A 25,016-nucleotide genomic window follows, 5' to 3' on the forward strand; every position below is an offset into this window, starting at 1 on the left:
CTGTGCGGATCGGGGGCCTTCGCTTTGCCCGTCAACCCCGGAGAGGGAGTGTCATCCTGTGATCAAGGCCATCGTCTTCGACCTCGACGGCACCTTGTTCGACCACGAGGGTGCCGCGCGCCACGGACTCCGCACCTGGGCGCCGACCCTGGGCCCGACGTCACTGGCGCCCGAGGAGATCGAGGCTCTGTGGTTCGCTCTCGACGCCCGCCACTACCAGGGTTACCTCGATGGTCGGCTGAGCTACGCAGGCCAGCGCCGCCTGCGGATGCAGGAGTTCGTGCACGCACTGGGCCTGGACGCGACCGTGGACCTGGAGGGCGCGTTCCTGGACTACCTGGCCGCCTACTCAGCTGCCTGGCGCGCCTTCGACGACGCCCTCGACGCGCTGCGCGGGGCCCAGGCGGCGGGTCTTGACGTCGCTGTCCTCACCAACGGAGACCTCGACCAACAGACCGCCAAACTACGGGCCACGGGACTGATCGAGCACTGTGGCCCGATCTTCGCCTCGTCGGCCCTCGGGGTCGCCAAGCCGGCCCCGAGCGCTTACTGGGCCGTTGCGAGCAGCCTGGGCCACTCCCCCGCCGAACTGCGGATGGTCGGGGACAACCTGACCACCGACGTCCAGGGAGCGCTGTCTGCCGGACTCGAGGCAGTTCACCTGGATCGCGGTGCCCAAGGCCCTACCTACGGGTTCGACGGCGCGGCCGCCAGCATCCGCACCCTCGCCGACCCCGCCCTCATCCCCTGACCTGTCGCAGATGTGCACGCACCTCACGCCGACCCGTCGCAGATGTACACGCACCTCACGCCGACCCGTCGCAGATGTGCGCTCAGGCTGCGCGACCGAATCGGCGCCGCGCTCTCGCGATCCCCGCCCTCAGGCGTAGGTCGGCATCCTGAAGGGGACCATGGATGTTCGCAGCACGGAACACATCGCACTCGTAGTGCAACGCCTCGACCACCCAGGCGCGCCGCGTCGCGTCATGCCGCTCCTGCTCCGGGCCGTGCCACTGAGCCCCGTCGTACTCTGCAGCGTAACGAAGATCTGGCACCGCCAGGTCGAGGAAGTAGAAGCCGGACGGTGCCTCGACCCTGAGTTGCGGGGTGGGCGTCGGGAGCCCACAGTCAATCCATCTGAGCCGCAGAATGCTCTCGCCCGGCGACTGCGCGCGCCCATCGACAATGGGGGCCAGCGAGCGGAGCTGGCGGATGCCCCGGTAGCCCCTGAAGCGCCGAGTGCTGTCCAGCAGTTCGGAGGACGAGAAGCTGCCCGCGCGCATCATCGCGTCCATTGCCGCCAGCGCCTGATCCCGGTGCAGCAGTCGGCCCAGATCACACGCCGTCCTGACCGCGGTCGTCACCCGGACACCACCGACCGTTGTCACCTCGTCTGCTGCCAGGGTCCGCTCTCCGCTGGCCGCGAGCGAGTTGCGGAGGCGGTAGCCCGGCGGTCGGAAGAGCGAGACCCTGGGCACGACAAGGTGGTCGCCGGGCGCCAGCGCCATGGGCGCGCCCAACAACCAGGCAGCGGTGCGGTCTGTGACGACCGAGTCCGACGGTACGACGAGCCGCAGGCACGCGATCCGCAGTTCCAGTGAATCCTGAAGCTGAGCAACATGATGGACCCCTTGGATCGGATGGATGAGCAGACCGTCGCGCACCCAGCGCGACAGCACCCGTCGATTCACCCCCCAGGCGCGCGCTTCGGCCGAGGAGAACGGCCTGTCCAGCGGGACGGGTGCGGTGTCGTCGAGGAACGGACTTTGTGGCATCGGGCGCATGCCCGCAAAGGTGCCGCCGCTGTCGCTCACACACCAGCGGCAAATCAGCGTTCTGTGGACAACCGTGCTCAGCCAGGCATGCGCCCACGTACATCTGCGACAGGTCAGCACGGATCAGGCGTACATCTGCGACAGGTCAGCGCGGATCAGACGTGCATCTGCGACAGGTCAGCGCGGATCAGACGTACATCTGCGACAGGTCAGAGAGCGGAGCCGCCGGCGTAGGTCGCGTACGACTCGTTCCAGTCGCCGTAGCCGTTCGTGAGGGTCATCTGCCGGTCGGTCCCGGTGTATTCGACGACGTCGCCACGCTTGGACATGTCGTAGAGCCACTTGGCGTTGGCATCCGACATACCGGTGCAGCCGTGCGACACGTTGTCGTAGCCCTGCGAGGCAACCGACCAAGGCGCCCCGTGGATGAACTCACCGGAGTAGGTCACCCGCATCGCCCACTTGACGTCGTCGATGTCGTAGGCGTCCGGGCTTCCCGCGGCGATGCCCACGGTCTCGGAGTTCATCCGCTTGCTGGAGAACTTCTCGATGATCACCTTCGTGCCCGAGCGGGTCGTGAACCCAGGCTTGCCCGTGGTGATCGGCAGCGTCCGCAGCAGCTCGCCGTTGGAGTAGACCTTCATCTGGTGGGTCTGGGCGTTGACCTTGTAGATGTTGGCCGACCCGACGTGGAAGTCGATGTGCCGGTCCTCCTGGCCGAAGATGCCGTTGCCGGCCGGCACACTGTTGACGTCGATGTCGACCGCGACGTCAGTGCCGGACTTCCAGTAGGTCTTCGGTCGCCAGTGGACCTCCTGGCTGCTGATCCAGTGCCAGCTGCCCTTCTGGGCAGGCGTGCTGGTGACCTTGAGGTGCTTCTCGATGGATGCCTTGTCGGTCACCGGGACGTCGAAGGTCACGATGACGGGCATGCCGACACCGACGGTCTCGCCATCGAGCGGAGCCACGGACGCATAGGTCTGCTGGTCGAGCGTCAGGTCCTTGGTGTGGAACTGGCTGCGGCTGCGCTGGCTCGAACCGTCGGAGGCCATGGCCACCGACTTCACGACGTACGTCGTCCCGGGCTCCAGCAGGTCGCTGGCCACCCAGGTGCCGTCCGACTCCATGGCCCCCGCCAGTGCACCCTCGGGCGACTTCACGGTGACCTTCTCCAGCGTGCCGCCCTCGGCCGAGATCTTGACCACGGAGTCGACGGCGACGCCGCGACCCTTCACGTTGGCGGTCACCGTCACCGGCGTGGCCTCAGACGAATCAGAGGTGGACGGGGTGCCGGAGGATGAGCTGCCGTCAGTCGACTCGGCCGCAGGCGCGCCGGCACTGCCGTCACACGCTGTCAGGCAGACAGTCGTCAGAGCGGCGATGCTCAACGCCGTCACGATTCGGCGCACAGACATGTTCGGTTCCCCCAGAGAAGGTTGACTAGGTAAAAGGGTAGGCGGCGGACGAAACAACACAAAAACACCGCCCGGACTCTAGACGCGAGTCCGGGCGGATTGGTTGCTTGCGCGAGAGAGACGCGAGAGCGAGATCTTCAGTGAGCGTGCTCGCCGCGGTAGAACTCGAACACCCAACCGCTCAGCGCGATGATGCCGAGCGCCGCGCCCAGGATGAACAGCCACCAGCCGAAGACGACTCCGAGCACACAGATGGCCAAGGTGAGCCCGCACCACAGCGGCCACCAGGAGTACGGCGGGAAGAAGCCCAGCTCCCCGGCTCCGTCCGCGATCTCGGCGTCCTTGCGGTCCTCGGGCCTCGGCTCCATCTTGGAGGCGTGGAACCCGAGGTAGAGCGAGATCATGAGCACCAGCAGGGTGGCCATGGTGAGTGCCGAGGTCCCGGTCCAGTCTCCGGTGATGAACCAGTAGGCCGGGGACACCAGCACGAGGAATCCCGTGGTGATGGCGAAGATCCAGGTCTCGTCCTTCATCGGTGGTCGTCCTCCTGGCCGTCGATCCGGTCCTTGAGCATCTCAGCCCGGCCCTCCATGGCTGGGGCGTCAGCGACCTCGGCCTCCGTCTCCAGGCCGTTGTTGTCGTCGTACTCCAGGGCCGCGATCTCCGGGTGGTGCAGGTCGAAGGCGGGCGACTCCGAGCGGATCCGCGGGATGCTGACGAAGTTGTGTCGCGGCGGCGGGCACGAGGTCGCCCACTCAAGGGACCGTCCCCAGCCCCAGGGATCGTCCACGCCCACCATCGGCGCATTGCGGGTGATCCACACGTTGTAGAAGAACGGCAGCGTCGAGGCCGCCAGTAGGAAGGCGCCGATCGTGGAGACCTGGTTGAGGGTGGTGAAGCCGTCGTCGGGCAGATAGTCGGCGTAGCGGCGCGGCATGCCCTCGACACCCAGCCAGTGCTGGACCAGGAAGGTGGTGTGGAAGCCCACGAACAGCAACCAGAAGTGGATCTTGCCGAGGCGCTCGTTGAGCATCCGACCGGTCATCTTCGGCCACCAGTAGTAGAACCCGGCGAACATCGCGAACACGACGGTGCCGAAGACCACGTAGTGGAAGTGCGCCACCACGAAGTAGGAGTCGGAGACGTGGAAGTCGAGCGGCGGCGAGGCCAGGATGATGCCGGTCAGCCCACCGAAGAGGAACGTGGTGAGGAAGCCGATCGTCCACAGCATGGGGGTGTCGAAGGACAGAGATCCCCCCCACATCGTGCCTATCCAGTTGAAGAACTTCACTCCGGTGGGCACCGCGATCAGGAACGTCATGCCGGAGAAGAACGGGAGGTCCACCGCACCGGTGACGAACATGTGGTGGGCCCACACGGCCACCGACAGGATCGCGATGCCGAGCGTGGCGCCGACGAGGCCGACGTAACCGAAGATCGGCTTGCGACTGAAGACGGGCAGGATCTCGGTCACGATGCCGAAGAACGGCAGCGCGATGATGTAGACCTCCGGGTGTCCGAAGAACCAGAACAGGTGCTGCCACAGGATCGGCCCACCATGGGCCGCGTCGAACACGTGGGCACCGAGGAGTCGATCAGCCTCGAGCGACAGCAGGGCGCCGGCCAGGATCGGGAAGGCGATCAGCACCAGCAGCGAGGTGATCAAGGTGTTCCACACGAAGATCGGCATCCGGAACATGGTCATGCCGGGGGCGCGCATGCAGATGATCGTGGTGATGAAGTTGACCGCACCGAGGATGGTGCCCAGACCGGCCATCCACAGACCCATGATCCACAGGTCGCCACCGATGCCCGGCGAGCGCACCGCGTCGGAGAGCGGCGTGTAGGCGAACCAGCCGAAGTCGGCCGCGCCCTGGGGCGTGAGGAAGCCGGAGGCCGCGATCAGTCCGCCGAAGAGGAACAGCCAGTAGCTGAACATGTTGAGTCGCGGGAACGCGACGTCGGGCGAACCGATCTGGAGCGGCATGATCACGTTGCCGAACCCGAAGAAGAGCGGCGTCGCGAACAACAGCAGCATGATCGTGCCGTGCATGGTGAACAGCTGGTTGTAGACCTCGTCGTTGACCACCTGCATGCCCGGGTAGGCCAGCTCGGATCGGATCAACATGGCCATCAGGCCACCGATCAGGAACCAGGCGAACGAGGTGACCAGGTACATCTTGCCGATCAGCTTGTGATCGGTCGTGGTCATCATCCGGACCAGCAACTGGCCCAGAGGCTTGCGGACCGGGCGGTCCACTGCTGCTGCGGTGCTCACTCGGAGCCTCCCTCGGAGTCGCTGAGGCCGGTTAGGGTGGTGGCGTCGTCGCCGCCGAGCAGCGGCTCGTCGGAGACGTAGCCCTTGGCGATCTGGTCGCGGAGGTACTGGTCGAAGTCCGCCTGCGAGACGACCTCGACGTTGAAGAGCATGCGCGAGTGGTAGACGCCGCAGAGCTCGGTGCACTTGCCCTTGAACTCGCCGATCTGGTTGGGCGTCACCTGGAAGCGGTTGTTGCGCCCCGGGACGACATCCATCTTCATCAGGAAGGCTGGGATCCAGAACGAGTGGATCACGTCAGGGCTGCTGAGCTGGAACTCGACGGTCTGGCCCTCGACCAGCACGAGCGTCGGGATGTCGCGCGCCGTGCCGGCTGAGTAGACGACCTGGCCGTCGGCGACGTCCTCGTCCATGTAGTTGAAGGTCCACGTCCACTGCTGACCGACGACCTTCACGACGTGGTCGGGGTTGTCCTCGAGCTTGAGGACCGCGTTCTGGGCCAGGACGGTGTGCTGGAACAGCACGACGACCATGATGATCGGCGCGATGGTGTAGAAGATCTCCAGCGGCAGGTTGTAGCGCGTCTGGACCGGGATCTCGTCGTCGCTGCGGCGGCGGTAGCGCCACACCACGAAGAAGATCAACCCCCAGACCACGATGCCGGTGGCGAGAGCGGCGACCCATGACCACTTCCACAGGTCTGCGATGTGTTGACCCTGGATGGTCGCGGGAGAGTCCGCGGGCATGGCGAAACGCGATGCCTGGTCCTGGGTCTCCTGGGAACATCCGGCGAGCATCAGCAGACTGAAACCCAGCAGTGCCACGACGCCGAGACGTCGAGCAGTCTTGGGGAGGTGCAGACCCACGAACGAGCCCCTCTCTCAACTACAGCGGACAGCAAGAACACTACTGGACTTCACCCCCGGTGTGGACGGCAGGTCGCCCGGTAGGTTCGGCGTGTGACAAAAGCGTCGGAGGCCGGACCCGGCTCCATCGGTGGCTACTTCGACGCTGCGTCTTCGCAACCCCTGCACCCCGCCGCTCGCGACGTGTTCGCCGCCGCTCTGGACAAGGGGTACGCCGACCCGCGCCGGCTGCATCACCCGGCCCGATCCGCACGTCTGCTGCTCGACAACGCACGCGAGGTCCTCGCCTCGTGCCTCGAGGTCCGGCCGGACGAAGTCACCTTCACCACGTCGGGCACCGACGCGGTGCATCGCGGGCTGCTCGGCCTCGCTCACGGGCAGGTACGGCGCGGACACCGGGTCGTCCACTCCTCGGTCGAGCACTCGGCGGTCCTGCACGCCCTGCAATGGACCAAGGTCGAGGACCACCTCGCGCTGGAGGTGGACCGGTTCGGCCGGGTGTCAGCACCGGAGACGATCCGGGCCGCAGCCCTGCCCGGGGTCGCGGCAGTCGCCCTGCAGGCGGCCAACCACGAGCTCGGGACACTCCAGCCGGTCACCGAGGTGGCTGCTGGGCTGGACGGCGTACCCCTGTTCGTCGACGCATGCGCGCTGGCCGGGCACACCGACCTGCCATCCGGTTGGTCGACGGCCGCACTGTCAGCACACAAGTGGGGTGGGCCTTCGGGGGTCGGAGTGCTGCTGGTGCGCAAGGGCACCCGCTGGCGCAACCCGTTCCCGGGTGATGACCGGATCGACGAGCGCACCAGCGGCTACGAGAACGTCCCGGCGGCGCTCGCGGCGGCCGCTGCCCTGCAGGCCGTGGTCGCCGAGCGCAGCGAGGTGTCGGCGCGCCTCCATGCCCTGGTGGAGCGCATCAGAACCGTGGTCCAGCGCGAGATTCCCGATGTCGAGGTGGTGGGCCATCCCGAGGACCGCCTCCCCCACCTGCTCACCTTCTCGTGCCTCTACGTGGACGGGGAGGTCCTGGTGAACGAGCTCGACCGCCACGGCTTCAGCGTGGCCAGTGGCTCCGCGTGCACCGCATCGACCCTGGCCCCGAGCCACGTCCTGGCGGCGATGGGGGTGCTCACGCACGGCAACCTGCGGGTGTCCCTGACCCGCGAGACGACCTCGGCGCAGGTGGAGGAGTTCCTGCGCGTCCTGCCAGGGATCGTGGCTCGGATCCGCAGCGAGGCGGGGCTGTGATCACCGAGCTCGACTGCCGTGGCCTGCGCTGCCCACTTCCCATCATCGAGCTCGCCAAGGCGCTGCCCGAGATCGACGTCGGGGGCATGGTGGCGGTCGTGTCGACCGACCTGGCCGCGGCCGTCGACGTACCGGCCTGGTGCCGGATGCGGGCACAGGAGTACGTCGGGCAGGACACCGCCCAGGACGGGACCCCGCGCTACCTGGTGCGTCGACTCAGCTGACGCAGGGGTCAGGGGCGGAAGGTGGCCAGGTGCGGTTCGATGTCGGCGACCGCATCCGGGCCGTAGGCGGATTCGAGGCGCCGGACGAACTCGGCACGCGACAGCACGTACTCCTGGGTGCCCACCTGCTCCACCACATAGACCGCGAGCAGGCAGCCCAGCTGCGCGGCCCGCTCGTGGTCCAGGCCCCAGGTGAGGGCGGCGAGGAAGCCGGCGCGGAAGGCGTCGCCGACCCCGGTGGGCTCCACCTTGCGGATCTCCGGAACGGCCGCCACGGTGATCCGGTCAGCCTTGCGGGACTCGATGGCCACGCCCTGCGCACCCAGGGTGATCACCCAGGTGCCGACCCGGTCGAGGACGTCATCGCGGGTCCAGCCGGTCTTCTGGGTGATCATGCTGGCCTCGTACTCGTTCGAGACCAGGATGTGTGCCCCGTCGATCAGCTGACGGATCAGGTCACCGTCGCCGAACGCCAGCTGCTGCGAGGGATCGGCCACGAACTGGTAGCCCCGCTGACGGCACTCCTCGGTGTGGCGCAGCATCCCGGCCGGGTCATCGGGCCCGATCAGGACGTAGTCCGGCGCACCCACCCGGTCGACGATGGGCTTGAGCTCGATCTCACGCGACTCACTCATCGCCCCCGCGTAGAACGACGCGATCTGGGCCATCGCGGTGTCGGTGGTGCACACGAATCGTGCGGTGTGGCGGGTCTCGGAGACATGGACGGAGTCACAGTCCACCAGGTGACGCTCCAGCCAGGAGCGGTACTCGGCGAAATCCTCGCCCACCGCGCCCACGAGGACCGGGCGCAGGCCCAGGTTGCCGAGACCGAAGCAGATGTTGGCAGCGCAGCCTCCGCGCCGCACCTCGAGGTCCTCGACCAGGAAGGACACCGACAACTTGTCGAGCTGATCGACGACCAACGAGTCGGAGAACTGTCCGGGGAAGGACATCAGGTGGTCGGTGGCGATGGAGCCGGTGATCAGCAATGACATGTTGCGAAACCCTACCCGGCTGTGTCGCTGGGGATACCGGCAAGTAGCGCTTAGCCTCGAACCATGGACACCGACCGACGCGCCTACGACGACCTGGCCACTCCCCTCGACATGGTCGCCGACTGCCACAGCATCGAGGTCAAGCTCCGCTTCGACCGGATCGCCAAGGCCGCCTCGCAGCCGGCGCCGTCACTGCGCTACGAGGATCACCCTGTCGATGTGGCCAAGCGCGACATATCCGTCAGCGAGGCGACCGCCCGACTGGCCGCCGCGCTCTACCAGGACTAGTCACTCAACGCACAAGAGCCCTGCCGGATCGCTCCGGCAGGGCTCTTGTGCTGTGGTCTCAGCTGAAGGAGTCACCGCACGCGCACGAACCGGTCGCGTTGGGGTTGTCGATCGTGAAGCCCTGCTTCTCGATGCTGTCGACGAAGTCGATCACCGCACCGTTGAGGTAGGGAACGCTCATCCGGTCGACCACGACCGACGTGCCGTCGAAGTCGGTCACGACGTCGCCGTCCAGGGTGCGCTCGTCGAAGAACAACTGGTAGCGAAGTCCCGAACAGCCGCCGGGCTGGACGGAGATCCGCAGCGCGAGGTCGTCGCGACCTTCCTGCGCCAGGAGGCTCTTGACCTTCTCGGCCGCCACCGGAGACAGGTTGATCTGGTCGGTGCGGGTCTCGTATGCCTGCTCAGTCATGTGTCTGCTCCCAAAGTCTGTGGTCTTGCAGGTTCCAATCTTCGCACACCGGCGGTTATTCCCGGGGCCTCCCTACCGGGACTGACACAACGTCCCTACCGGGACTGACACAACGTCCCTATCGGGACCAGGTCCGCGCCGTACGCTGCGCCAGTTCGGCCAGCGACGCCGCTGGGTCGCCCATGGCCCGCTGCTCCCCGACCAGGTCCACCAGGGAGTAGGCGGCCTCGATGCCCAACGCCCGCATCTCCCTCGAACCGATCAGCACCTGACCGGCCAGCGCGATGCACGGCCGCAGGGCCTCGGCCGAGATCGCGGCCACGCCGTAGGGCACCTTGCCGGAACGACTCGAGAAGTCGAACGCCCCCTCCCCGGTGACCACGAGGTCGGCCTTGCGGGCCCGGTCGGCGAGTCCCACGATGCCGGCCACCAGATCGATGCCCGGCTCTCGACGTCCGCCCAGCAGCATGAGCGCGAAACCGAGTCCTCCCGCGGCGCCCGCACCCTTCTCCAGGGAGAGCCTGCGGTCCGTGCGGGCAGCGAAGTGCTCCAGCAGGCCGTCGACAGCCGGCAGCCGATCCTCCGCGATGCCCTTCTGGGGGCCGAACGTCTTGGCTGCGCCGAAGAGTCCGGTCAGCGGGCTGTCCACGTCGGAGGCGATCACGATCTCCACCTCCGGCCTGCCAGGGAGCAAGACAGTGTCGAGTCCGGCCAGGCCGGCGGCGCCTGCGTGCAACAGCTCGGCCGGTTGGGCCCCCAACGCCGCCAGGAGCCCCGCGCCCCCATCGGTGGTCCCGCTGCCGCCGAGGCCGACCACGATCCGCCGCGCCCCCATGTCGATCGCGGCTGCCAGCAGCTGCCCGACGCCGTACGAGGACGCCTTCTCGGGGTCGCCGTCCCGGGTCAGCGGCAGACCACAGGCCTGGGCGCTCTCGATGTACGCCGTGTCCGCCTCGCGCAGGATCAACGCCGGCACCGGATCGCCGAAAGGGCCCTCGACCGTGGCGGCGAGCAGTTCGCCCCCCAGTGCGGTGTGGATCACGTCGACGAAGCCGGGACCGCCATCAGACATCGGGGCCAGATCGAGCTCGTCGCCGGGCGAGCGGCGCAACCAACCCTCCGCGATGGCCTCGGCAGCCTGGACCGCACTCAGCGTCCCGGCGAACTTGTCCGGAGCAATCAATACCCGCATGCGCCCATCTTGACCTCCCGTTAGGTTTGCCCGGTGACCGAGGTGACGATTCGGCCGATGCGACCCGAGGACGTTCCTGCCGCGGAGCGCCTCAGCGCGCTCAGCTTCCACGAGCTCGACCTCCGCTCGGCCTCGCCGGCGCTGCCCGAGCCGGAGCTGCGCCCCCCGCACCGGGCCACCATGTGGGTCGCCCGCACGACCCACTTCCTCCAGACCGATCCAGGGGGCTCCTGGGTCGCGGAGGACGACAGCGGGATGCTCGGGGTCGCCACGTCGTACAACCGGGAGAAGCTGTGGTGTCTCGCGACGTACGCCGTGCTCCCCGGGCTGCAGGGTCGCGGGATCGGCAAGCAACTGCTCGCCGCGGCACTGCGCCACGGAGACGGCTCGCTGCGCGGCATGATCGCGGCTTCGTCAGACCCCAAAGCAGTGCGGCGCTACCGGATGGCCGGCTTCTCACTGCATCCCCAGATGTTCCTGACCGGCTCGGTGGACCGGGCCGCCATTCCGGTGATCGAGAAGGTGCGCGAGGGGTCGACCGCGGACATCGACCTCATGGACTCGATCGACCGGCGCACCCGCGGCGCCGCCCATGGGCCCGATCACGCGGTGATGCAGTCCCTGTGGCGCCTCATCGTCTCCGACACCACGACCGGCTCCGGCTACGCCTATCTCGATGAACGCTCGCAGGTGCAGCTGCTGGCCGCGACCAACCGGCGCACCGCCGTACGCCTGCTCTGGGAGGCCCTGGCCGGCAGCGGCGACTCCGCCACGGTCGGCCACCTCACAGCGGCCAACGAGTGGGCGCTCGACGTGGGCCTCGCCGCCCGACTCGATGTGCACCAGGAGGGGTACCTGGCGCTGCGCCGGATGACCCTGCCCGCGCCGTACCTCCACAACGGAGCCTTCCTGTGAGCCGGACTACGATGGCTCCATGACGACGATCGACCTGCCCCTGCTCCCGCTCGGCAAAGGCAAGGACCTCGACTCCGAACGCGGAGTCGAATGCCCCGGAGACCTGCCTGCTGCCTCGGATCCGAGCCTGGTCGAGCGCGCGCGGGCAGCCAAGGCGGCGCTCGGCGAGCGCCTGTTCGTGCTCGGGCACCACTACCAGCGCGACGAGGTCATCCAGTTCGCCGACGTCACCGGGGACTCGTTCAAGCTCGCCCGAGACGCCGCGGCCCGACCTGAGGCCGAATACATCGTGTTCTGTGGTGTGCACTTCATGGCCGAGTCCGCCGACATCCTCACGTCTCCCGACCAGCAGGTGATCCTGCCCGACCTGGCGGCGGGATGCTCCATGGCCGACATGGCCCGGCTCGGCCAGGTGGAGGACGCCTGGGACGCCATGGTCGCGGCCGGGATCGCCGACAGCGTCGTCCCGATCACCTACATGAACTCCAGCGCCGACATCAAGGCGTTCTGCGGCCGCAACGGCGGCGCTGTGTGCACGTCGAGCAACGCCGACGTCGCCCTGGAATGGGCCTTCGAGCAGGTGCCCGACGCCAAGATCTTCTTCCTGCCCGACCAGCATCTCGGTCGTAACACCGCCGTGCTCAAGATGGGCTTCTCCCTCGACGACTGTGTCGTGTGGGACCCGCGCCAGCCCAACGGCGGCAACACCGTCGAGGCGCTGCGCGCTGCTCGCATGATCCTGTGGAAGGGGCACTGCTCGGTGCACGGTCGGTTCTCCGCCGCCGTGGTCGACGAGCTTCGCGCGAAGGTGCCGGACGTCAAGATCCTGGCGCACCCGGAGTGCACCCACGACGTCGTCCTCAAGTCCGACCTGGTGGGCTCCACCGAGTTCATCATCAAGACCATCGAGGCAGCGCCAGCCGGTTCGAGCTGGGCGATCGGCACCGAACTCAACCTCGTCAAGCGCCTGGCCGGCGCCCACCCTGACAAGAACATCATGTTCCTCGACAAGAACGTCTGCTACTGCGCGACCATGAACCGGATCGACCTCCCGCACTTCGTGTGGGCGCTCGAGTCCCTCGTTGCCGGCAACGTCGTCAATGTCATCTCGGTCGACCCCGACACCGAGCACTGGGCCAACATCGCCCTGCAGCGGATGCTGGATCTTCCGGGCAAGTCCCACCGTGACTGAGAACTGACCCCGGCGGTTGTCCGGCGTACTTGAAGGGTTCGCCACCATCGGTGTGGTGATCGCCCTGGGAGCCCTGCTCGCCCAGTTGCGGATCGTCGACCTCTCCGCGGCCCGGGTGCTGTCGCAGGTGTCGTTCTTCGTGGCCAGCCCGGCGCTGATCCTGTCGCTGGTCTCGCGCACCGACGTGTCACACGTGCTCTCGCGCCAACTGCTGGCCACCGTCGTCGGCGTCCTGGTCCCGCTGGCCATCTACGTCGCAGCCGCACGCTGGGTGTGGCACCGTGGGCTGGGCGACACGGTGATCGGTGGATTCTGCTCCTCCTACGTCAACGCCGGGAACCTGGGGCTGCCGGTCGCGGCCTACGCCCTGGGCGACGTCACGTACGTCGTGCCGACGCTGCTGCTCCAACTGGCGGTCCTCACCCCGATCGGCGTGGGCCTGCTCGACCACGATGCCAAGCGCGACCGCCCACGCAGCGCCCTTCTGCTGCCCCTGGCCAACCCGCTGACGGTCGCGGTGTTGGCCGGGTTGACCCTGTCGCTGACAGCGACATCGATCCCGGGGCCGGTGCTGGCTCCCATCGACCTGATCGGGGCGATGGCAGTGCCCTCGGTGCTGGTCGCCTACGGGATCTCCCTGCGACTGGGTGGAGGCTTCGGCGCGGGCGGCAGCATCGGCGAGATCACCGTGGTCAGCGCCCTGAAGCTCGTGGTGCAGCCACTCGTGGCCACGCTCACCGGAAGCCTGTTGGGGCTGTCGGGCACAGCGCTGCTCGCGGTCGCTGTCCTCAGTGCGCTGCCGACAGCGCAGAACGTCTTCACCCATGCGACGCGCTACGGCCGCGGCGAACTCCTGGCACGCGACGCCATCCTGGTGACGACGTGCCTGTGCGTGCCACTGATCGTGGTCATCGCGGCCGTGCTGGGCTGATCAGTCGCAGTAGTCGCAGATCCCTGATGCCGGGAGCGCCATGAAGCAGCGGTCGCAGACCTTGGGCGGTGGTGCGTCGCTCTTGGCGACCCGGGCCGGCTTGGTCGGCTTCCCAGCCCGGGGGCTCCGGGCCGGGGCGCCGACCCGGCTGGTGGGGCGTGTGCGCGCACCGGGCACCCGCACGGTACGAGCCGGCTCACCCCCACCGGGCGGGATCTCGGCACCGTGGCGTCGGTAGCACTCAAGCCGCTCGAACGCGGCGTGCTCGTCCGCGTCGTTGACCGACTCCGAGCGCAGGGTGAGGATCGTGTCGGCGTACCAGTCCCCCATGGTGCCGTCGGCACGGATGCACAGCGCCCCCAGGTTGGGCTCACGTCGGCGTTCGCAGTCCGAAGCCACCCGGAACAGCACGTCGCCGATCCAGTAGTGGACGGCCTGACGGGTCCGGATCCGGCTGCGCTGCTGCACTCCCTCGCCGAGCTCCTGCACCGTCATCACCGCGTGATAGTCGGCTGCGACGTCTGCCAGGAGGTGCCGGGCGGCCAGTGCCCAGGTCTCCCGGGCGGCTTCGCTGCCGATGGTGGCGGCTTCGATCCAGGGCACATCGTTCATGGGGCCAAGTTACAAGCGACCCGGGGTGTGAAGCTCGGCAGGGGCGCGCGTGTGCGCCTGCCACCAGGTCACTCTGTATTCCAGGAATCACCGGTCGGCCGGGGGTTCTGGCGGTTGTCAGCCGTTGCGATGGCTGACAACCGCGAGTTTCACCGGGCGACCGGGGAAACCTAGAGACCCGGCGCCCCCCACAGCGCCATCCACCGGGTGAGGTCCTTCTCCACGGGGAGTTCTCCGGCGAGCAGGTCGCGGACCTGGAGCTCGAGCAGGTTGTCTCGCGTCGGCGGCTCCTTCGGCGCGAAGGGGTAGAAGGTGCCCTGTTTGTAGAGGTAGACCAGTCCGAAGTGTCGTCCCTGCGCGTCGGCGAACGGGACCATCGAACACAGCAGACCGGACCCGAAGCCCTGCTCCTCGAGGCTGGTGTTGATGGCGTGCAGGTCGGTGCACAACACCGACATGTCGTCCTGCCGGGTGATGAGCCAGGTGAAACCGAACGAGTCGGTGACCGTCTCGAGGTCCGGGCCGTCGTCGTCGGCATCAAGCAGCTCGATGATGTCGGCGCGGGTCTGGGCAGCAGCCGCGCCCTCGGCCGCCCGGTAGCACACCGCCCCGGACCCGACCGGCCGGAACCCTGACGTCGTCTCGAGGGTCAATGCCGCGTTGGGCAGGCCGAACAGTGCGTCCAGGCGGGCGGCTCGGGGGCGATTGCGCCCCAGGATCGAGTCCATGAAGTTCACGGCAGGGGACGCCCCAGCTCGGTCGCGATCTCGGCCAGTTGCTCCAGGCGCTGCTCCAGCGACGGATGCGTCGAGGTGAGGGTCTTCAGACTGACACCGCTGATCGCGGGGGCGATGAAGAACGCGTTCATCGCACTGCTGGCGCGCAGGTCCTTCTGCGGGATCGCCGCCATCTCGCCGGTGATCTTCTGCAGCGCGGAGGCCAGTGCCCCCGGCTTCTGCGTCAGGTAGGCCCCGGAACGGTCGGCACAGAGCTCGCGATAGCGCGAGAGCAGGCGCATCGCGAAGAAGCTGATCGCATAGACGACCAGGCTGACGGCCAGCACCACCAGGTAGGCCGGAGCGCCACCGTTGTCACTGTTGTTGCGCCGCCCGGCCAGCGCGAAGCCGCCGTACTGGGCCGAGCGGGTCAGCATCCCGGCCACGATGCCCGCCGACGACGCCAGCGTCATCACGAGTACGTCGCGGTGCGCCACGTGCGACAGCTCGTGTGCCAGCACGCCCTCGAGCTCCTCGGCCGTGAGTCGCTGCAGGATCCCGGTCGTCACACAGACCACGGACCGGTTGGGTGATCGGCCGGTGGCGAAGGCGTTCGGCAGGTCGATGTCGGAGATCCCGACCCGGGGCTTGGGCATGTCGGCCAGCTGGCAGAGCCGATCGATCATCCCGTGCAGCTCCGGCGCCTCCTCCGGGCTGACCTCGCGAGCCCGCATGGCCCGCATCGCCACCGTGTCCGAGGTCCACCACTGGTAGAACACGAAGCCCAACGAGATCAGGCCGATGAACGGTGCGTACTGCGGCGGGAACACGAACAGCAGCGTCACCACGACCGCCACGAAGAGGGCGCCGAGGAAGAACATCACTGCGGTCATCCGGACGGTCAGTCCGGTGTCCTTGATGAAGCGGGAGTTGGCCACCGTCAGCCGGGGATCAGTCCGTCATCGCTGAGGAGGTCGCGCACCTCGTCGATGCTGGCGTCGGCCGGCGGGAGGATCAGGTCGGAGGGGTCGAGAGCCTCATCCGCCAGCGCCGTGCCTGCCGAACGGACGCCGTCCAGCAGGGCGGCGAGTGCCGACGCGAAGGCAGGCTCGTCGCCCGCCTCGACAGCCGCCTCGACCCCGGAGTCCAGCGTGTTGAGCTGGTCGAGCGCGGCGTCGTCGACGTCGTACTGGCCCTCACCGAGGATCCGGACGATCATGCCTGGCCCTCCTGCTTGGTGGGCTCCACCTGGAGGATGTCTCCTCCGTCCTGACCGGCCTCGATGGCCGGCGAGGCGGACGGGGCGGGGATGCCCTTCAACGCGGCCAGCTCGGCCTCGACATCGGCCTGGGAGCTCATGGAGTCGAGTTCGCGGGCGATGTCGTCGCCCGACCCGACAGCCGAGACGTCGTCCAGCGCACCCGAGGCGATCAGCTCGTCGATGGCTCCGGCACGCGCCTGCATCTGAGCGGTCTTGTCCTCGGCCCGCTGGATGGCCATGCCCACGTCGCCCATCTCCTCGCCGATGCCCGACATCGCCTCGTTGATCTTGGTCTGGGCCTCGGCCGCGGTGTAGGTCGCCTTGATGGTCTCCTTGCGGGTCCGGAACGACTCCACCTTCGCCTGCAGGCGCTTCTGCGCGAGGGTGAGCTTCTCCTCCTCGCCCAGGAGCTGGGCGTGCTGGGCCTTGAGGTCGGTGATCTGCTGGGCCAGCCCCGACTTGCGGGTCAGGGCCTCGCGGGCGAGGTCCTCACGGCCCATGGCGATGGCCTTCTGAGCCTGGTCGGTGAGCTTGGCGGCCTGGCTCTCGAGCTGCTTGACCTGAAGCTCAACGCGCTTGCGGCTCGTCGCGACGTCGGCAACGCCGCGGCGCACCTTCGTCAGCAGGTCGAGCTGGCGCTGATAGCTGTAGTCGAGCGTCTCGCGCGGGTCCTCGGCGCGATCAAGCACCTTGTTGGCCTTGGAGCGGAAGATCAGGCTGATGCGTTGCATGAGACTCATGGCTCAACCCTAGAGGGAAACGCAAGTCCCGACGAGAGTGGACGCCGGGTAAGGTGGACCCGGCAGCGCACCACTCATCCGCAGTCCGAGAAGGACCCTTCGTTGTTCCGCAGAACCAAGACCGACCACGCCGCGAACACTTCCGAGGTCAAGGAGGGCGGCAAGGGTCGAGCAACGCCCACCCGCAAGGAGGCCGAGGCGGCTGCCAAGGCCCGCGCCAAGGCGCCGCGCACCCGCAAGGAGATGGCGGCCGCGCAACGAGAGGGGCGCCTGGACTCGAGCCAGAAGATGCGGGCCGCGATGAAGGGTGGCGACCCCCGCTACCTGCCGGCTCGTGACCGTGGCCCGGTCAAGGCCTTCATCCGCGACATGGTCGATGCCCGCTTCTCGTTCGTCGAGCTGATGATCCCCCTCATGATCCTGACCCTGGTCCTGGGCTACTCCGGCAACGACGCAGCGGCCCGGATCGGCAACTCCATCCTGCTCGGCACCCTGCTGCTCGTGGCGGTGGAGATGGTGATGCTGCGCCTCCGGCTGCGCCGCGAGTTGAGGCGACGCTTCCCCAACGAGCCCACGAAGGGCACCACCTACTACGCCCTGATGCGGGCGTTGCAGATGCGGTTCATGCGCCTGCCGAAGTCGCGGGTCAAGATCGGGCAGGACCTGCCCGAGACCTACCGCTGACGTGCTCGTCGGTCTGGCTGCGGGACTCCTGGCAGCCCTGCTGTTCGGGGTTGCCGCCGTGGTCCAGGCGCAGGCTGCCCGGCGGATGCCGTCGGGGGTCGGCCTGGTCGGATTCGTGCTGCACTCCCTGCGCGACCCGTTGATGCTCGCGGTCGTCGCTGCCTACCTCGGCGGATTCGTGCTGCACGCGGTGTCGATCTGGTACCTGCCGCTCTACCTGGCCCAGGCCGCGATCTCGCTGTCCATGCCGATCACCGCTCTTGCCGCGATCGTGCACCTGCAGGAGGAGCTGGGTGCCGTGCGTTGGGCCGCGGTGGTCGGCGTCACGCTCGGACTGGCGCTGCTCGCGATCGGATCCGGTGAGGCCGGGACCGCCGAGGCCACCGCTGGCTTCGCGATCGCGCTTTGGGCGGCCACAGGGCTGATCGTCGCCCTGGGCTTCCGATCGGGAGGGTGGCCGGGGGGCCTGCTCGGCACGCTGGCGGGGATGGGCTACGCCGGGTCGGCCATCGCCGTGCGCGGTGTCGCGACCCCGGTGACGCTCGTGGTGGTCGTCACGGCACTGAGCGTCCCGGTGCTCGGGCTGGTGGCCTTCTGGATCTACTCGAGTGCGCTGGACCGGTCCTCGGTCGCAGCCGCAACGGGCCCGCTCATCGTCGCCCAGACGTTCGTCCCGGCGGCGGTGGGCGTGATCGCCCTGGGCGACGGGGTCCGCTCCTGGACCGCTGTGCTGCTCGGGTTGGTCGTGGCCACCGGGGCCACGATCGTCCTGAGTCGCGAGCAGGGCAGGATAGCCGCATGAGCTCCCCCACCGCAGACGTTTCGGTCCGGATCGCCTGGGCTGACGACGCCCGCGGCATCGCGGAGGTCCAGGTCGCTGCGTGGCGCACGGCGTACGCCGGTCTGCTGCCGGCCGAGGAGCTGGCCGGCTTCGACCCGATCTCCTTCGCTGCCGGTTGGCATGCCTCACTGACCCGACCCAAGGACGCTCGCAACCGGGTCCTGGTGGCTCTCGAGCGCAACCGGATCGTCGGCTTCGCGATCGTGTCCCCCGCCGCGGACCCCGACTGTGACCCGGTGGCCGACGGGGAGGTCTCGGACTTCACGGTGCTGCCCGAGGAACAACGCAAGGGCCACGGTTCCCGGCTGCAGCAGGCGGTGATCGACACGCTCGTGGCCGACCGGTTCGCGCGGGCGGTGACCTGGGTGAACGCCACCGACGACGTACTGCGCACCTTCTTCGTCGAGGCCGGGTGGGGTGCGGACCAGGCCCACCGCGAACTCGACCTGTACGGCGACGGCTCGGTCACGGTGAAGCAGGTCCGCCTGCACACGGCGCTCGACGGCTGATCCTGCATGGGTGCAGTCTCGTCGGCGCGGCGACGTCAGATCATCCGTGATGCCGCGGCCGTCTCGGTGGCCACCGGCGCCTACGGCATCTCCTTCGGGGCCATCGCCGTCACGTCGGGACTCGATGTCTGGCAGGCCTGTGCAGCGTCCCTGCTCATCTTCACCGGAGCGAGCCAGTACGCCCTGGTCGGAGTCCTCGGTTCGGGAGGAGCCCCCTTGTCGGGCGCGCTGACCGGCTTGCTGCTCGGCACCCGCAACACGCTGTACGGCCTGCGGCTCGCTCCCCTGCTTGGTCTGCGCGGCGTACGCCGGTTGGCCGGCGCCCATATCCTCATCGACGAGTCGACCGCGATGTCGGTCAATCGCGAGTCTCCTGAGGCAGCGAGGATCGGGTTCGTCTCGACCGGGGTCGGCATCTTCGTCCTGTGGAACCTGGCGACGTTGCTCGGGGCTCTTGCCGGCGACCAGCTCGGGGACCCGCGCAGCTATGGGCTCGACGCTGCCGTGGGCGCCGCCTTCCTGGCTCTGCTCTGGCCCCGGCTCACGGACTGGCACAACCGCCTCGTCGCCCTGCTCGCAGCGGCTCTCGCCCTGAGCCTGGTGTCTCTGACGCCTGCCGGGGTCCCCGTGCTCGCGGCGTCCGTGGTCGCCATCGCGATGGGGATCCTCACCCGCCAGGAGGCCTCGTGATCTGGTTCGCGGTGCTGGCCTGCGGGGTCGGCTGCTACCTGCTCAAGCTCGCTGGCCTGTCGGTCCCGTCACGGGTGCTGGACAACCCCGTCGTGTCCCGGGTCGCCGACCTGCTCCCCGTCGCCCTGCTGTCGGGACTGATCGCCGTCCAGGTGTTCTCGACCAACGGGACCGACGGGCCACAGCTGGGGGTGGACGCTCGGCTGGCGGGACTTGCCGTGGCCTTCGTGGCCCTCCTGCTGCGCGCGCCCTTCCTGCTGGTGGTGATCGCCGCAGCAAGCACAGCGGCCCTGATCCGACTCGGGTGAGCCGGACCAGGGCCGCAGCACTGGCAGTGTTTCAGGGGGTCTGCACGGAGCCCAGCACGCCGAGGATCTCCTGCGGCGTGGTGGCCGCCTCGAGACGCTCGACCTGACTCGGGTCGAGGAAGATCTCCGCGATCTGGCCGAGCAGCTTCAGGTGGTCGTTGCCCGCGCCGGCGATGCCGACCACGAACTTGACCTCCTTGCCCTTCCAGTCGATCCCGTCGGAGTAGCGCACGAACGAGAGTGCGGTCCGCTTGATCGACGGCTTGGCCTCGTTGGTGCCGTGCGGGATGGCCAGGAAGTTGCCCATGTAGGTCGACACGGACTCCTCGCGGGCATGCATGGACGCGACGTACGACGCATCCACCGCACCCGTTGCCACCAACAGCTCACCGGCCCGGGTGATGGCCTGGTCGCGGGAGTCGGCCCCCGGGTCCAGGACGATCGAGCTGGCCGAGAGCAGCTCCGAGTCTCCGGTCGCTGCGGATGGTGCTGCAGCCGCCGGCGCGCCATGCGAGCCGGCACCCACGGAGCTCGGCACGTTGGTCTGCTGGAGCAGCTCCACGATCTCGTCGTACTTCGGACTGTTCATGAAGTTGTCCACCGACACGTGGATCGCCGATCCGGTCTTCGCCTGGGCCCGGGTGGTGAGGTCCTGGTGGGTCACCACCAGGTCAAAGGTGTCGGTCAGGCTCGAGATCGCCTTGTTGACGACGGTGACATCGCTGAATCCTGCCGCCTGGACCTTCTTGCGCAGCACCGAGGCGCCCATGGCAGAGGACCCCATCCCGGCATCGCAGGCGAACACGATGGAGCGGATCGCCCCACCACTGGCCCCTGCGGAACCGGCGAGCATCGCGGAGACCGAGGACTTCTTGCCCTTGGTGGCTTCCATCTGAGCCGTGGCGGCCGTGAGGTCGCCTTCGTCGATGGTGCGGTCCGTCTTCAGCAGGAAGGCGGCGACCAGGAACGACACGGTGGCCGAGGTGACCACCGAGGCGGTCACGCCGAACAGGCTGCTGGGCGGAGCTGCTGCCCAGACGGCGATGATCGAGCCGGGCGAAGCCGGCGAACGCAGACCGGAGTCGAAGACCAGGTTCGTCGCGATGCCCGTCATGCCACCCAAGATCGTGGCAAGGATCAGCTTCGGCTTCATCAAGACGTACGGGAAGTAGATCTCGTGGATGCCACCGACGAACTGGATGAGAAGCGCTCCGGGAGCCGAGGCCTTGGCCGCGCCCTTGCCGAAGAACATGAACGCGATGAGCAGACCCGCGCCGGGGCCGGGGTTGGCCTCCAGCAGGAACAGGATCGACTTGCCCTTCTCGGCAGCCTCCGAGACCCCGAGCGGGGTCAGGATGCCCTGATTGACGGCGTTGTTGAGGAAGAGGACCTTGGCGGGCTCGATGAAGATCGAGGTCAACGGCAGCAGGTTGTTCTCGACGAGCTTGTCGATCACCGTCGAGGCGAACTTGCTGAACTCGTTGACGAACGGCGCCGCGACCAGGAAGCCCGCGAAGGCGAGGATCATGCCCCAGATGCCTGCCGAGAAGTTGTTGATGAGCATCTCGAAGCCGGGGCGGATCTTGTGGGACCAGAGTGCGTCCAGCTTCTTCATCGACCAGCCACCGAGCGGGCCCATCACCATGGCGCCGAGGAACATCGGCACCGGGGCACCCGCGATCGCACCCATCGTCGCGATGGCACCCACCACGCCGCCTCGCATGGTGTCGTCGTACATCATCCGGCCACCGGTGTAGCCGATCAGCAGCGGCAGGAGGTAGGTGATCATCGGGCCCACGATGCCGCCCCAGTTGGAGCAGGACTGGAGCCCGTCAGCGAGGGTGGTCACGACGCCATCCACACCGGTGATCGTGGCCGAGCAGGAGTCCGGGTTGATGGACCAGCCCCCGAGCTTGGCGATGATGCCGTAGTTCTCCGGGTTCTGTTTGTCGCCGCCGTGGAACAGCCAGTCGCCGACCAGGGTGATCCATCCGGTCTTGATGACGAGGGCGGTGATCAGCCCCCAGGCGATGAAGGCGCCGATGTTGGGCAGCACCATGTTGGACAGGAACGTGCCGAAACGCTGGACGTGGACTCGCATGCCACCACTGCTGGTGGACGTACTCGTTGATGTGGCCATGAAGACCTTCCTTGGACCGACACCGGCGAGGCGGTGTCCCTGAGCGGTGACCGGAGCTGGATCACGGGGCTGTGATGCCAGTCACGTATCTGTGATTGTGTTTATATCTAGTGACCCCACTCCACGTCAAGACCCTCAAACCAACATGTTCACAGGGATAACCACGCAAATAAGGTATGGTCCCGAGTCTGGTGACTTCGACGGGCACGCCGTTAGAGTGAGCCAGACCACACCGTCGCCACGATCGTGGCTCCGCGACTGAACCCACAGCAGCAACTGGAGGAGAAGATGAAGGCCCTGCGCTTCTACGCCCCTGAGGACGTACGTCTCGAGGAGGTCCCGGAGCCGGAATGCGGTCCCGACGAGGTCAAGCTGAAGGTCAAGGCCTGCTCGACCTGCGGCACGGACGTGAAGATCTTCTACAACGGGCACCAGAACATCACTCCCCCGGCAACGATGGGCCACGAGATCGCCGGTGAGGTGGTCGAGGTAGGGGCGGACGTCAACGCGACCTACGGCGCAGAGTGGAAGCCGGGCGACCGTGCCCAGGTGATCGCGGCGGTGCCATGTGGTGACTGCTACGAGTGCAACAAGGGCTGGATGGCGGTGTGCCAGAACCAGACGTCGGTGGGCTACCAGTACGACGGCGGGTTCGCGGAGTACATCATCATCCCCCGCCAGGTGCTCAAGGTCGACGGCCTCAACCGGATCCCCGACAACGTCGGCTACGACGAGGCTTCCGCAGCCGAGCCGTTCGCATGTGCGATCAACGCGCAGGAGCTCCTGGGGATCGAGGAGGGTGACACTGTCGTCGTCTTCGGCGCCGGCCCGATCGGTTGCATGCACATCCGGATCGCTCGCGGCGTCCACAAGGCCGGGCGCGTCTTCCTCGTCGACGTCAACGCCGACCGGCTCAAGATGTCGGCGGACGCGGTCCAGCCCGACGAGGTCATCAACGGTGCCGAGGTCGACGTCGTGGAGAAGGTGATGGAGCTGACCGGTGGCCGCGGCGCGGACGTGATCATCACCGCCACCGCAGCCAACGTGACCCAGGAACAGGCGATCTCGATGGCGGCACGCAACGGTCGGATCTCGTTCTTCGGCGGGCTGCCCAAGACCGATCCGTTCATCAAGTGCGACTCCAACCTGGTGCACTACCGACAGCTGCACATCCACGGCGCCAACGGCTCGGCGCCGGAGCACAACAAGCGCGCCCTGGAGTACATCTCCACCGGTCAGGTGCCGGTCAAGGACCTGATCACCGAGCACATCCCCCTCGAGCGCGCCCTGGAGGCCTTCCAGATCGTCAAGGAGGGGCGCGCCATCAAAGTGACGGTCGTTCCCTGACCGACACCCCACGGGACCCACGAGGGGCCACACCGCTCGACCGGCGTGGCCTCTCGTGCTGTCTCAGGCCAGATCGAGGAAGTGCTCCAGGCCGACGGTGAGGCCCGGACGGGCCCCGATGGCCCGCAGGCCGCGCAGCACCCCGGGAGTGAACGACACCCGATCGAGGGAGTCGTGACGGATCGTCAGCGTCTCACCCAGACCGCCGAGCAGCACCTCCTGATGCGCGACCAGGCCACGCACCCGCACGCTGTGCACACGCACGCCATCCACGTCGGCTCCGCGGGCCCCCTCCAACGAGGTGCTGGTGGCGTCCGGTATGGGCTCCGCCCCCGCCTCGCGCCGGGAGGCCGCGATCAGTTCCGCCGTACGACGCGCTGTCCCGGACGGGGCGTCGGCCTTGTCCGGGTGGTGCATCTCGATGACCTCCACGGACTCGTAGTACGGCGCGGCCACCGCAGCGAACCTCATCATCAGAATCGCACCGATGGAGAAGTTGGGGGCGATCAGGACGCCGGTGGACGGTGCGCGCGCCAGCCACGTCTCGAGCTGGGCGAGTCGCGGCCCGTCGAAGCCGGTGGTCCCGACAACCGCATGGATGCCGTGGGTGATGCAGAACTCCAGGTTGCCCATCACCACGTCGGGATGGGTGAAGTCCACCACCGCCTCCGCCCGATCCTCCAGCAGCTGCTCGATCGGGTCTCCGGCGTCGATGGCGCTGACGAGCTCGAGATCGGGAGCACTGTCCACGGCCCTGCAGACCTCGCCGCCGACCTTGCCTCGCGCGCCCAGCACGCCCACTCGCAGTCCACTCACGGCCGTCAGCCTACTGAACCGGACAGGGGACTCTGAGCCGTCCCAGCGTGGCACTGACTGACGCGAGCGCCCGGTAGTGGCAGGCTGTCCCCCATGGCACAGCAGCAGGTCCCTGCGCGGATCACATGGGCGGTCGGGGTTCTCGACGTCCAACCCGCCGATCAGGTCCTCGAGATCGGGTGCGGACCCGGCGCAGCTGCCGAGTTGATCTGCGCCCGGCTCGAGAAGGGCAAGCTGTTCGCGATCGACCGCTCCGAGTCCGGCGTCGACCGGACGAAGCGGCGCAACGCGAAGTACGTCGCTGCCGGGCGGCTCACGGTGCGACAGATCGACCTGGCCACCCTGCGGGTGCCGGTCAAGCGGCTCGACAAGGTCTTCGCCTTCAACGTCAACCTCTTCTGGGTGCGCGCCTGCGCCGACGAGGTGGCGCTGCTGCACGAACGGGTCTCACCCGGTGGTGGCGTCTACCTGTTCTACGAGGCCACCCACCGCGACCGCGTGCCACAGATCGTCGAGGGCGCCTCGGCCGCGCTCACGGCCGGAGGATTCCGGGTGTCGGTCGTGGAGAGCCGCAACCCACCGGTGATCGGGATCATCGGCCGACGCTGACATCAGCCTCAG

29 protein-coding genes are annotated in these 25,016 nt (G+C 67.9%); 14 read left to right on the top strand and 15 right to left on the bottom strand.

The window, feature by feature from the left end:
- The first annotated feature begins 58 nt into the window (after positions 1 to 58).
- Positions 59 to 751 (top strand): HAD family hydrolase, encoded by a 693-nt coding sequence (locus AB7I40_RS19840; protein WP_428345320.1) that lies wholly within the window; start codon positions 59 to 61, stop codon positions 749 to 751.
- Positions 752 to 833: 82 nt separating this feature from the next.
- On the opposite strand, the gene AB7I40_RS19845 is transcribed toward AB7I40_RS19840, so the two are convergent.
- From AB7I40_RS19845 to ctaC, 5 genes are all read right to left on the bottom strand, one after another.
- The gene (locus AB7I40_RS19845) at positions 834 to 1,814 is read right to left on the bottom strand and encodes a type IV toxin-antitoxin system AbiEi family antitoxin domain-containing protein (protein ID WP_428345321.1); all 981 of its coding nucleotides are present in this window, start codon (positions 1,812 to 1,814) and stop codon (positions 834 to 836) included.
- 170 nt (positions 1,815 to 1,984) lie between these two features.
- Complete coding sequence (locus AB7I40_RS19850) at positions 1,985 to 3,190, bottom strand: L,D-transpeptidase (RefSeq protein WP_428345322.1); 1,206 nt, start codon at positions 3,188 to 3,190, stop codon at positions 1,985 to 1,987.
- A gap of 137 nt (positions 3,191 to 3,327) precedes the next feature.
- Positions 3,328 to 3,723 carry a cytochrome c oxidase subunit 4 gene (locus AB7I40_RS19855; protein ID WP_428345323.1) on the bottom strand — a complete coding sequence of 132 codons (396 nt, stop codon included), beginning with the start codon at positions 3,721 to 3,723 and terminating at the stop codon, positions 3,328 to 3,330.
- Positions 3,720 to 5,405 (bottom strand): aa3-type cytochrome oxidase subunit I, encoded by a 1,686-nt coding sequence (ctaD, locus tag AB7I40_RS19860; protein ID WP_428345473.1) that lies wholly within the window; start codon positions 5,403 to 5,405, stop codon positions 3,720 to 3,722. The genes AB7I40_RS19855 and ctaD overlap by 4 nt, the downstream gene beginning before the upstream one ends.
- Before the next feature lie 59 nt (positions 5,406 to 5,464).
- Entirely contained in the window at positions 5,465 to 6,334 is an 870-nt protein-coding gene (ctaC, locus tag AB7I40_RS19865; RefSeq protein WP_428345324.1) for an aa3-type cytochrome oxidase subunit II, read from the bottom strand.
- Between the two features lie 93 nt (positions 6,335 to 6,427).
- On the opposite strand from ctaC, the gene AB7I40_RS19870 reads away from it, so the two are divergent.
- Together AB7I40_RS19870 and AB7I40_RS19875 are read left to right on the top strand one after the other, a co-directional pair.
- Complete coding sequence (locus AB7I40_RS19870) at positions 6,428 to 7,582, top strand: cysteine desulfurase family protein (RefSeq protein WP_428345325.1); 1,155 nt, start codon at positions 6,428 to 6,430, stop codon at positions 7,580 to 7,582.
- Positions 7,579 to 7,806 carry a sulfurtransferase TusA family protein gene (locus AB7I40_RS19875; RefSeq protein ID WP_428345326.1) on the top strand — a complete coding sequence of 76 codons (228 nt, stop codon included), beginning with the start codon at positions 7,579 to 7,581 and terminating at the stop codon, positions 7,804 to 7,806. Before AB7I40_RS19870 ends, AB7I40_RS19875 begins: the two co-directional genes overlap by 4 nt.
- Positions 7,807 to 7,814: 8 nt before the next feature.
- On the opposite strand, the gene AB7I40_RS19880 is transcribed toward AB7I40_RS19875, so the two are convergent.
- Positions 7,815 to 8,801: a carbohydrate kinase family protein gene (locus AB7I40_RS19880; protein ID WP_428345327.1), complete on the bottom strand. Its 987-nt coding sequence runs from the start codon at positions 8,799 to 8,801 to the stop codon at positions 7,815 to 7,817.
- A 63-nt stretch (positions 8,802 to 8,864) separates the two neighbouring features.
- Here AB7I40_RS19880 and AB7I40_RS19885 point away from each other — a divergent pair, with 63 nt between their 5' ends.
- A complete protein-coding gene (locus AB7I40_RS19885; protein ID WP_428345328.1) occupies positions 8,865 to 9,089 on the top strand; it encodes a hypothetical protein in 225 nt (74 codons plus the stop codon).
- 58 nt (positions 9,090 to 9,147) lie between these two features.
- Here the strand turns inward: AB7I40_RS19885 and erpA are convergent, their stop codons facing one another.
- A complete protein-coding gene (gene erpA, locus AB7I40_RS19890) occupies positions 9,148 to 9,501 on the bottom strand; it encodes an iron-sulfur cluster insertion protein ErpA (protein ID WP_428345329.1) in 354 nt (117 codons plus the stop codon).
- A gap of 118 nt (positions 9,502 to 9,619) precedes the next feature.
- A complete protein-coding gene (locus AB7I40_RS19895) occupies positions 9,620 to 10,693 on the bottom strand; it encodes a glycerate kinase family protein (RefSeq protein WP_428345330.1) in 1,074 nt (357 codons plus the stop codon).
- Positions 10,694 to 10,726: 33 nt separating this feature from the next.
- Between AB7I40_RS19895 and AB7I40_RS19900 the strand changes: the two genes are divergently transcribed.
- The 3 genes from AB7I40_RS19900 to AB7I40_RS19910 are packed head-to-tail and all read left to right on the top strand — an operon-like array spanning position 10,727 to position 13,731.
- On the top strand, positions 10,727 to 11,608 hold the full coding sequence (locus tag AB7I40_RS19900) for a GNAT family N-acetyltransferase (RefSeq protein WP_428345331.1): 882 nt from the start codon (positions 10,727 to 10,729) through the stop codon (positions 11,606 to 11,608).
- A 19-nt stretch (positions 11,609 to 11,627) separates the two neighbouring features.
- A complete protein-coding gene (gene nadA, locus AB7I40_RS19905) occupies positions 11,628 to 12,800 on the top strand; it encodes a quinolinate synthase NadA (RefSeq protein ID WP_428345332.1) in 1,173 nt (390 codons plus the stop codon).
- Between the two features lie 16 nt (positions 12,801 to 12,816).
- Positions 12,817 to 13,731: an AEC family transporter gene (locus AB7I40_RS19910; protein WP_428345333.1), complete on the top strand. Its 915-nt coding sequence runs from the start codon at positions 12,817 to 12,819 to the stop codon at positions 13,729 to 13,731.
- Here AB7I40_RS19910 and AB7I40_RS19915 read toward each other — a convergent pair whose 3' ends face one another.
- The 5 genes from AB7I40_RS19915 to AB7I40_RS19935 all read right to left on the bottom strand — a co-directional run bounded on the left by AB7I40_RS19915 (position 13,732) and on the right by AB7I40_RS19935 (position 17,060).
- Complete coding sequence (locus tag AB7I40_RS19915; protein ID WP_428345334.1) at positions 13,732 to 14,343, bottom strand: hypothetical protein; 612 nt, start codon at positions 14,341 to 14,343, stop codon at positions 13,732 to 13,734.
- Between the two features lie 170 nt (positions 14,344 to 14,513).
- Positions 14,514 to 15,071 (bottom strand): PspA-associated protein PspAB, encoded by a 558-nt coding sequence (gene pspAB, locus AB7I40_RS19920; RefSeq protein ID WP_428345335.1) that lies wholly within the window; start codon positions 15,069 to 15,071, stop codon positions 14,514 to 14,516.
- A gap of 5 nt (positions 15,072 to 15,076) precedes the next feature.
- The gene (gene htpX / locus AB7I40_RS19925) at positions 15,077 to 15,997 is read right to left on the bottom strand and encodes a zinc metalloprotease HtpX (protein ID WP_428345336.1); all 921 of its coding nucleotides are present in this window, start codon (positions 15,995 to 15,997) and stop codon (positions 15,077 to 15,079) included.
- Between the two features lie 2 nt (positions 15,998 to 15,999).
- Positions 16,000 to 16,278 carry a PspA-associated protein PspAA gene (gene pspAA / locus AB7I40_RS19930; RefSeq protein ID WP_428345337.1) on the bottom strand — a complete coding sequence of 93 codons (279 nt, stop codon included), beginning with the start codon at positions 16,276 to 16,278 and terminating at the stop codon, positions 16,000 to 16,002.
- On the bottom strand, positions 16,275 to 17,060 hold the full coding sequence (locus AB7I40_RS19935) for a PspA/IM30 family protein (RefSeq protein WP_428345338.1): 786 nt from the start codon (positions 17,058 to 17,060) through the stop codon (positions 16,275 to 16,277). Before AB7I40_RS19935 ends, pspAA begins: the two co-directional genes overlap by 4 nt.
- A gap of 102 nt (positions 17,061 to 17,162) precedes the next feature.
- Here AB7I40_RS19935 and AB7I40_RS19940 point away from each other — a divergent pair, with 102 nt between their 5' ends.
- Genes AB7I40_RS19940 through AB7I40_RS19960 form a run of 5 tightly spaced genes read left to right on the top strand, consistent with a single transcriptional unit; the run spans position 17,163 to position 20,092 of the window.
- Positions 17,163 to 17,744: a DUF3043 domain-containing protein gene (locus AB7I40_RS19940; RefSeq protein ID WP_428345339.1), complete on the top strand. Its 582-nt coding sequence runs from the start codon at positions 17,163 to 17,165 to the stop codon at positions 17,742 to 17,744.
- Position 17,745: 1 nt separating this feature from the next.
- On the top strand, positions 17,746 to 18,546 hold the full coding sequence (locus AB7I40_RS19945) for a hypothetical protein (RefSeq protein WP_428345340.1): 801 nt from the start codon (positions 17,746 to 17,748) through the stop codon (positions 18,544 to 18,546).
- Positions 18,543 to 19,094, top strand: a complete 552-nt coding sequence (locus AB7I40_RS19950) for an N-acetyltransferase family protein (protein ID WP_428345341.1) — start codon at positions 18,543 to 18,545, stop codon at positions 19,092 to 19,094. The genes AB7I40_RS19945 and AB7I40_RS19950 overlap by 4 nt, the downstream gene beginning before the upstream one ends.
- A 6-nt stretch (positions 19,095 to 19,100) precedes the next feature.
- Positions 19,101 to 19,784, top strand: coding sequence for an AzlC family ABC transporter permease (locus AB7I40_RS19955; protein WP_428345342.1), 684 nt, complete (start codon positions 19,101 to 19,103; stop codon positions 19,782 to 19,784).
- Positions 19,781 to 20,092: an AzlD domain-containing protein gene (locus AB7I40_RS19960; protein ID WP_428345343.1), complete on the top strand. Its 312-nt coding sequence runs from the start codon at positions 19,781 to 19,783 to the stop codon at positions 20,090 to 20,092. Before AB7I40_RS19955 ends, AB7I40_RS19960 begins: the two co-directional genes overlap by 4 nt.
- Before the next feature lie 31 nt (positions 20,093 to 20,123).
- Here AB7I40_RS19960 and AB7I40_RS19965 read toward each other — a convergent pair whose 3' ends face one another.
- The gene (locus AB7I40_RS19965) at positions 20,124 to 22,232 is read right to left on the bottom strand and encodes a PTS mannitol transporter subunit IICBA (RefSeq protein ID WP_428345344.1); all 2,109 of its coding nucleotides are present in this window, start codon (positions 22,230 to 22,232) and stop codon (positions 20,124 to 20,126) included.
- Between the two features lie 288 nt (positions 22,233 to 22,520).
- Between AB7I40_RS19965 and AB7I40_RS19970 the strand changes: the two genes are divergently transcribed.
- Positions 22,521 to 23,579 carry a zinc-dependent dehydrogenase gene (locus AB7I40_RS19970; protein WP_428345474.1) on the top strand — a complete coding sequence of 353 codons (1,059 nt, stop codon included), beginning with the start codon at positions 22,521 to 22,523 and terminating at the stop codon, positions 23,577 to 23,579.
- Positions 23,580 to 23,642: 63 nt separating this feature from the next.
- Here the strand turns inward: AB7I40_RS19970 and dapB are convergent, their stop codons facing one another.
- Positions 23,643 to 24,386, bottom strand: a complete 744-nt coding sequence (gene dapB, locus AB7I40_RS19975; RefSeq protein WP_428345475.1) for a 4-hydroxy-tetrahydrodipicolinate reductase — start codon at positions 24,384 to 24,386, stop codon at positions 23,643 to 23,645.
- Between the two features lie 102 nt (positions 24,387 to 24,488).
- Here dapB and AB7I40_RS19980 point away from each other — a divergent pair, with 102 nt between their 5' ends.
- A complete protein-coding gene (locus tag AB7I40_RS19980; protein WP_428345345.1) occupies positions 24,489 to 25,004 on the top strand; it encodes a class I SAM-dependent methyltransferase in 516 nt (171 codons plus the stop codon).
- The last annotated feature ends 12 nt before the right edge of the window (positions 25,005 to 25,016 follow it).

This window comes from Nocardioides sp. (genome assembly GCF_050246775.1).
GTDB lineage: Bacteria > Actinomycetota > Actinomycetes > Propionibacteriales > Nocardioidaceae > Nocardioides.

Excerpts from the sequence above, each read along its gene's own strand:
- AB7I40_RS19850 (WP_428345322.1), bottom strand. The coding sequence starts at position 3,190 with ATGTCTGTGCGCCGAATCGTGACGGCGTTGAGCATCGCCGCTCTGACG.
- AB7I40_RS19855 (WP_428345323.1), bottom strand. The coding sequence starts at position 3,723 with ATGAAGGACGAGACCTGGATCTTCGCCATCACCACGGGATTCCTCGTG.
- ctaD (WP_428345473.1), bottom strand. The coding sequence starts at position 5,405 with ATGATGACCACGACCGATCACAAGCTGATCGGCAAGATGTACCTGGTC.
- AB7I40_RS19880 (WP_428345327.1), bottom strand. The coding sequence starts at position 8,801 with ATGTCATTGCTGATCACCGGCTCCATCGCCACCGACCACCTGATGTCC.
- AB7I40_RS19885 (WP_428345328.1), top strand. The coding sequence starts at position 8,865 with ATGGACACCGACCGACGCGCCTACGACGACCTGGCCACTCCCCTCGAC.
- erpA (WP_428345329.1), bottom strand. The coding sequence starts at position 9,501 with ATGACTGAGCAGGCATACGAGACCCGCACCGACCAGATCAACCTGTCT.
- AB7I40_RS19895 (WP_428345330.1), bottom strand. The coding sequence starts at position 10,693 with ATGCGGGTATTGATTGCTCCGGACAAGTTCGCCGGGACGCTGAGTGCG.
- nadA (WP_428345332.1), top strand. The coding sequence starts at position 11,628 with ATGACGACGATCGACCTGCCCCTGCTCCCGCTCGGCAAAGGCAAGGAC.
- AB7I40_RS19915 (WP_428345334.1), bottom strand. The coding sequence starts at position 14,343 with ATGAACGATGTGCCCTGGATCGAAGCCGCCACCATCGGCAGCGAAGCC.
- pspAB (WP_428345335.1), bottom strand. The coding sequence starts at position 15,071 with ATGGACTCGATCCTGGGGCGCAATCGCCCCCGAGCCGCCCGCCTGGAC.
- pspAA (WP_428345337.1), bottom strand. The coding sequence starts at position 16,278 with ATGATCGTCCGGATCCTCGGTGAGGGCCAGTACGACGTCGACGACGCC.
- AB7I40_RS19935 (WP_428345338.1), bottom strand. The coding sequence starts at position 17,060 with ATGAGTCTCATGCAACGCATCAGCCTGATCTTCCGCTCCAAGGCCAAC.
- AB7I40_RS19950 (WP_428345341.1), top strand. The coding sequence starts at position 18,543 with ATGAGCTCCCCCACCGCAGACGTTTCGGTCCGGATCGCCTGGGCTGAC.
- AB7I40_RS19955 (WP_428345342.1), top strand. The coding sequence starts at position 19,101 with ATGGGTGCAGTCTCGTCGGCGCGGCGACGTCAGATCATCCGTGATGCC.
- AB7I40_RS19965 (WP_428345344.1), bottom strand. The coding sequence starts at position 22,232 with ATGGCCACATCAACGAGTACGTCCACCAGCAGTGGTGGCATGCGAGTC.
- AB7I40_RS19970 (WP_428345474.1), top strand. The coding sequence starts at position 22,521 with ATGAAGGCCCTGCGCTTCTACGCCCCTGAGGACGTACGTCTCGAGGAG.
- AB7I40_RS19980 (WP_428345345.1), top strand. The coding sequence starts at position 24,489 with ATGGCACAGCAGCAGGTCCCTGCGCGGATCACATGGGCGGTCGGGGTT.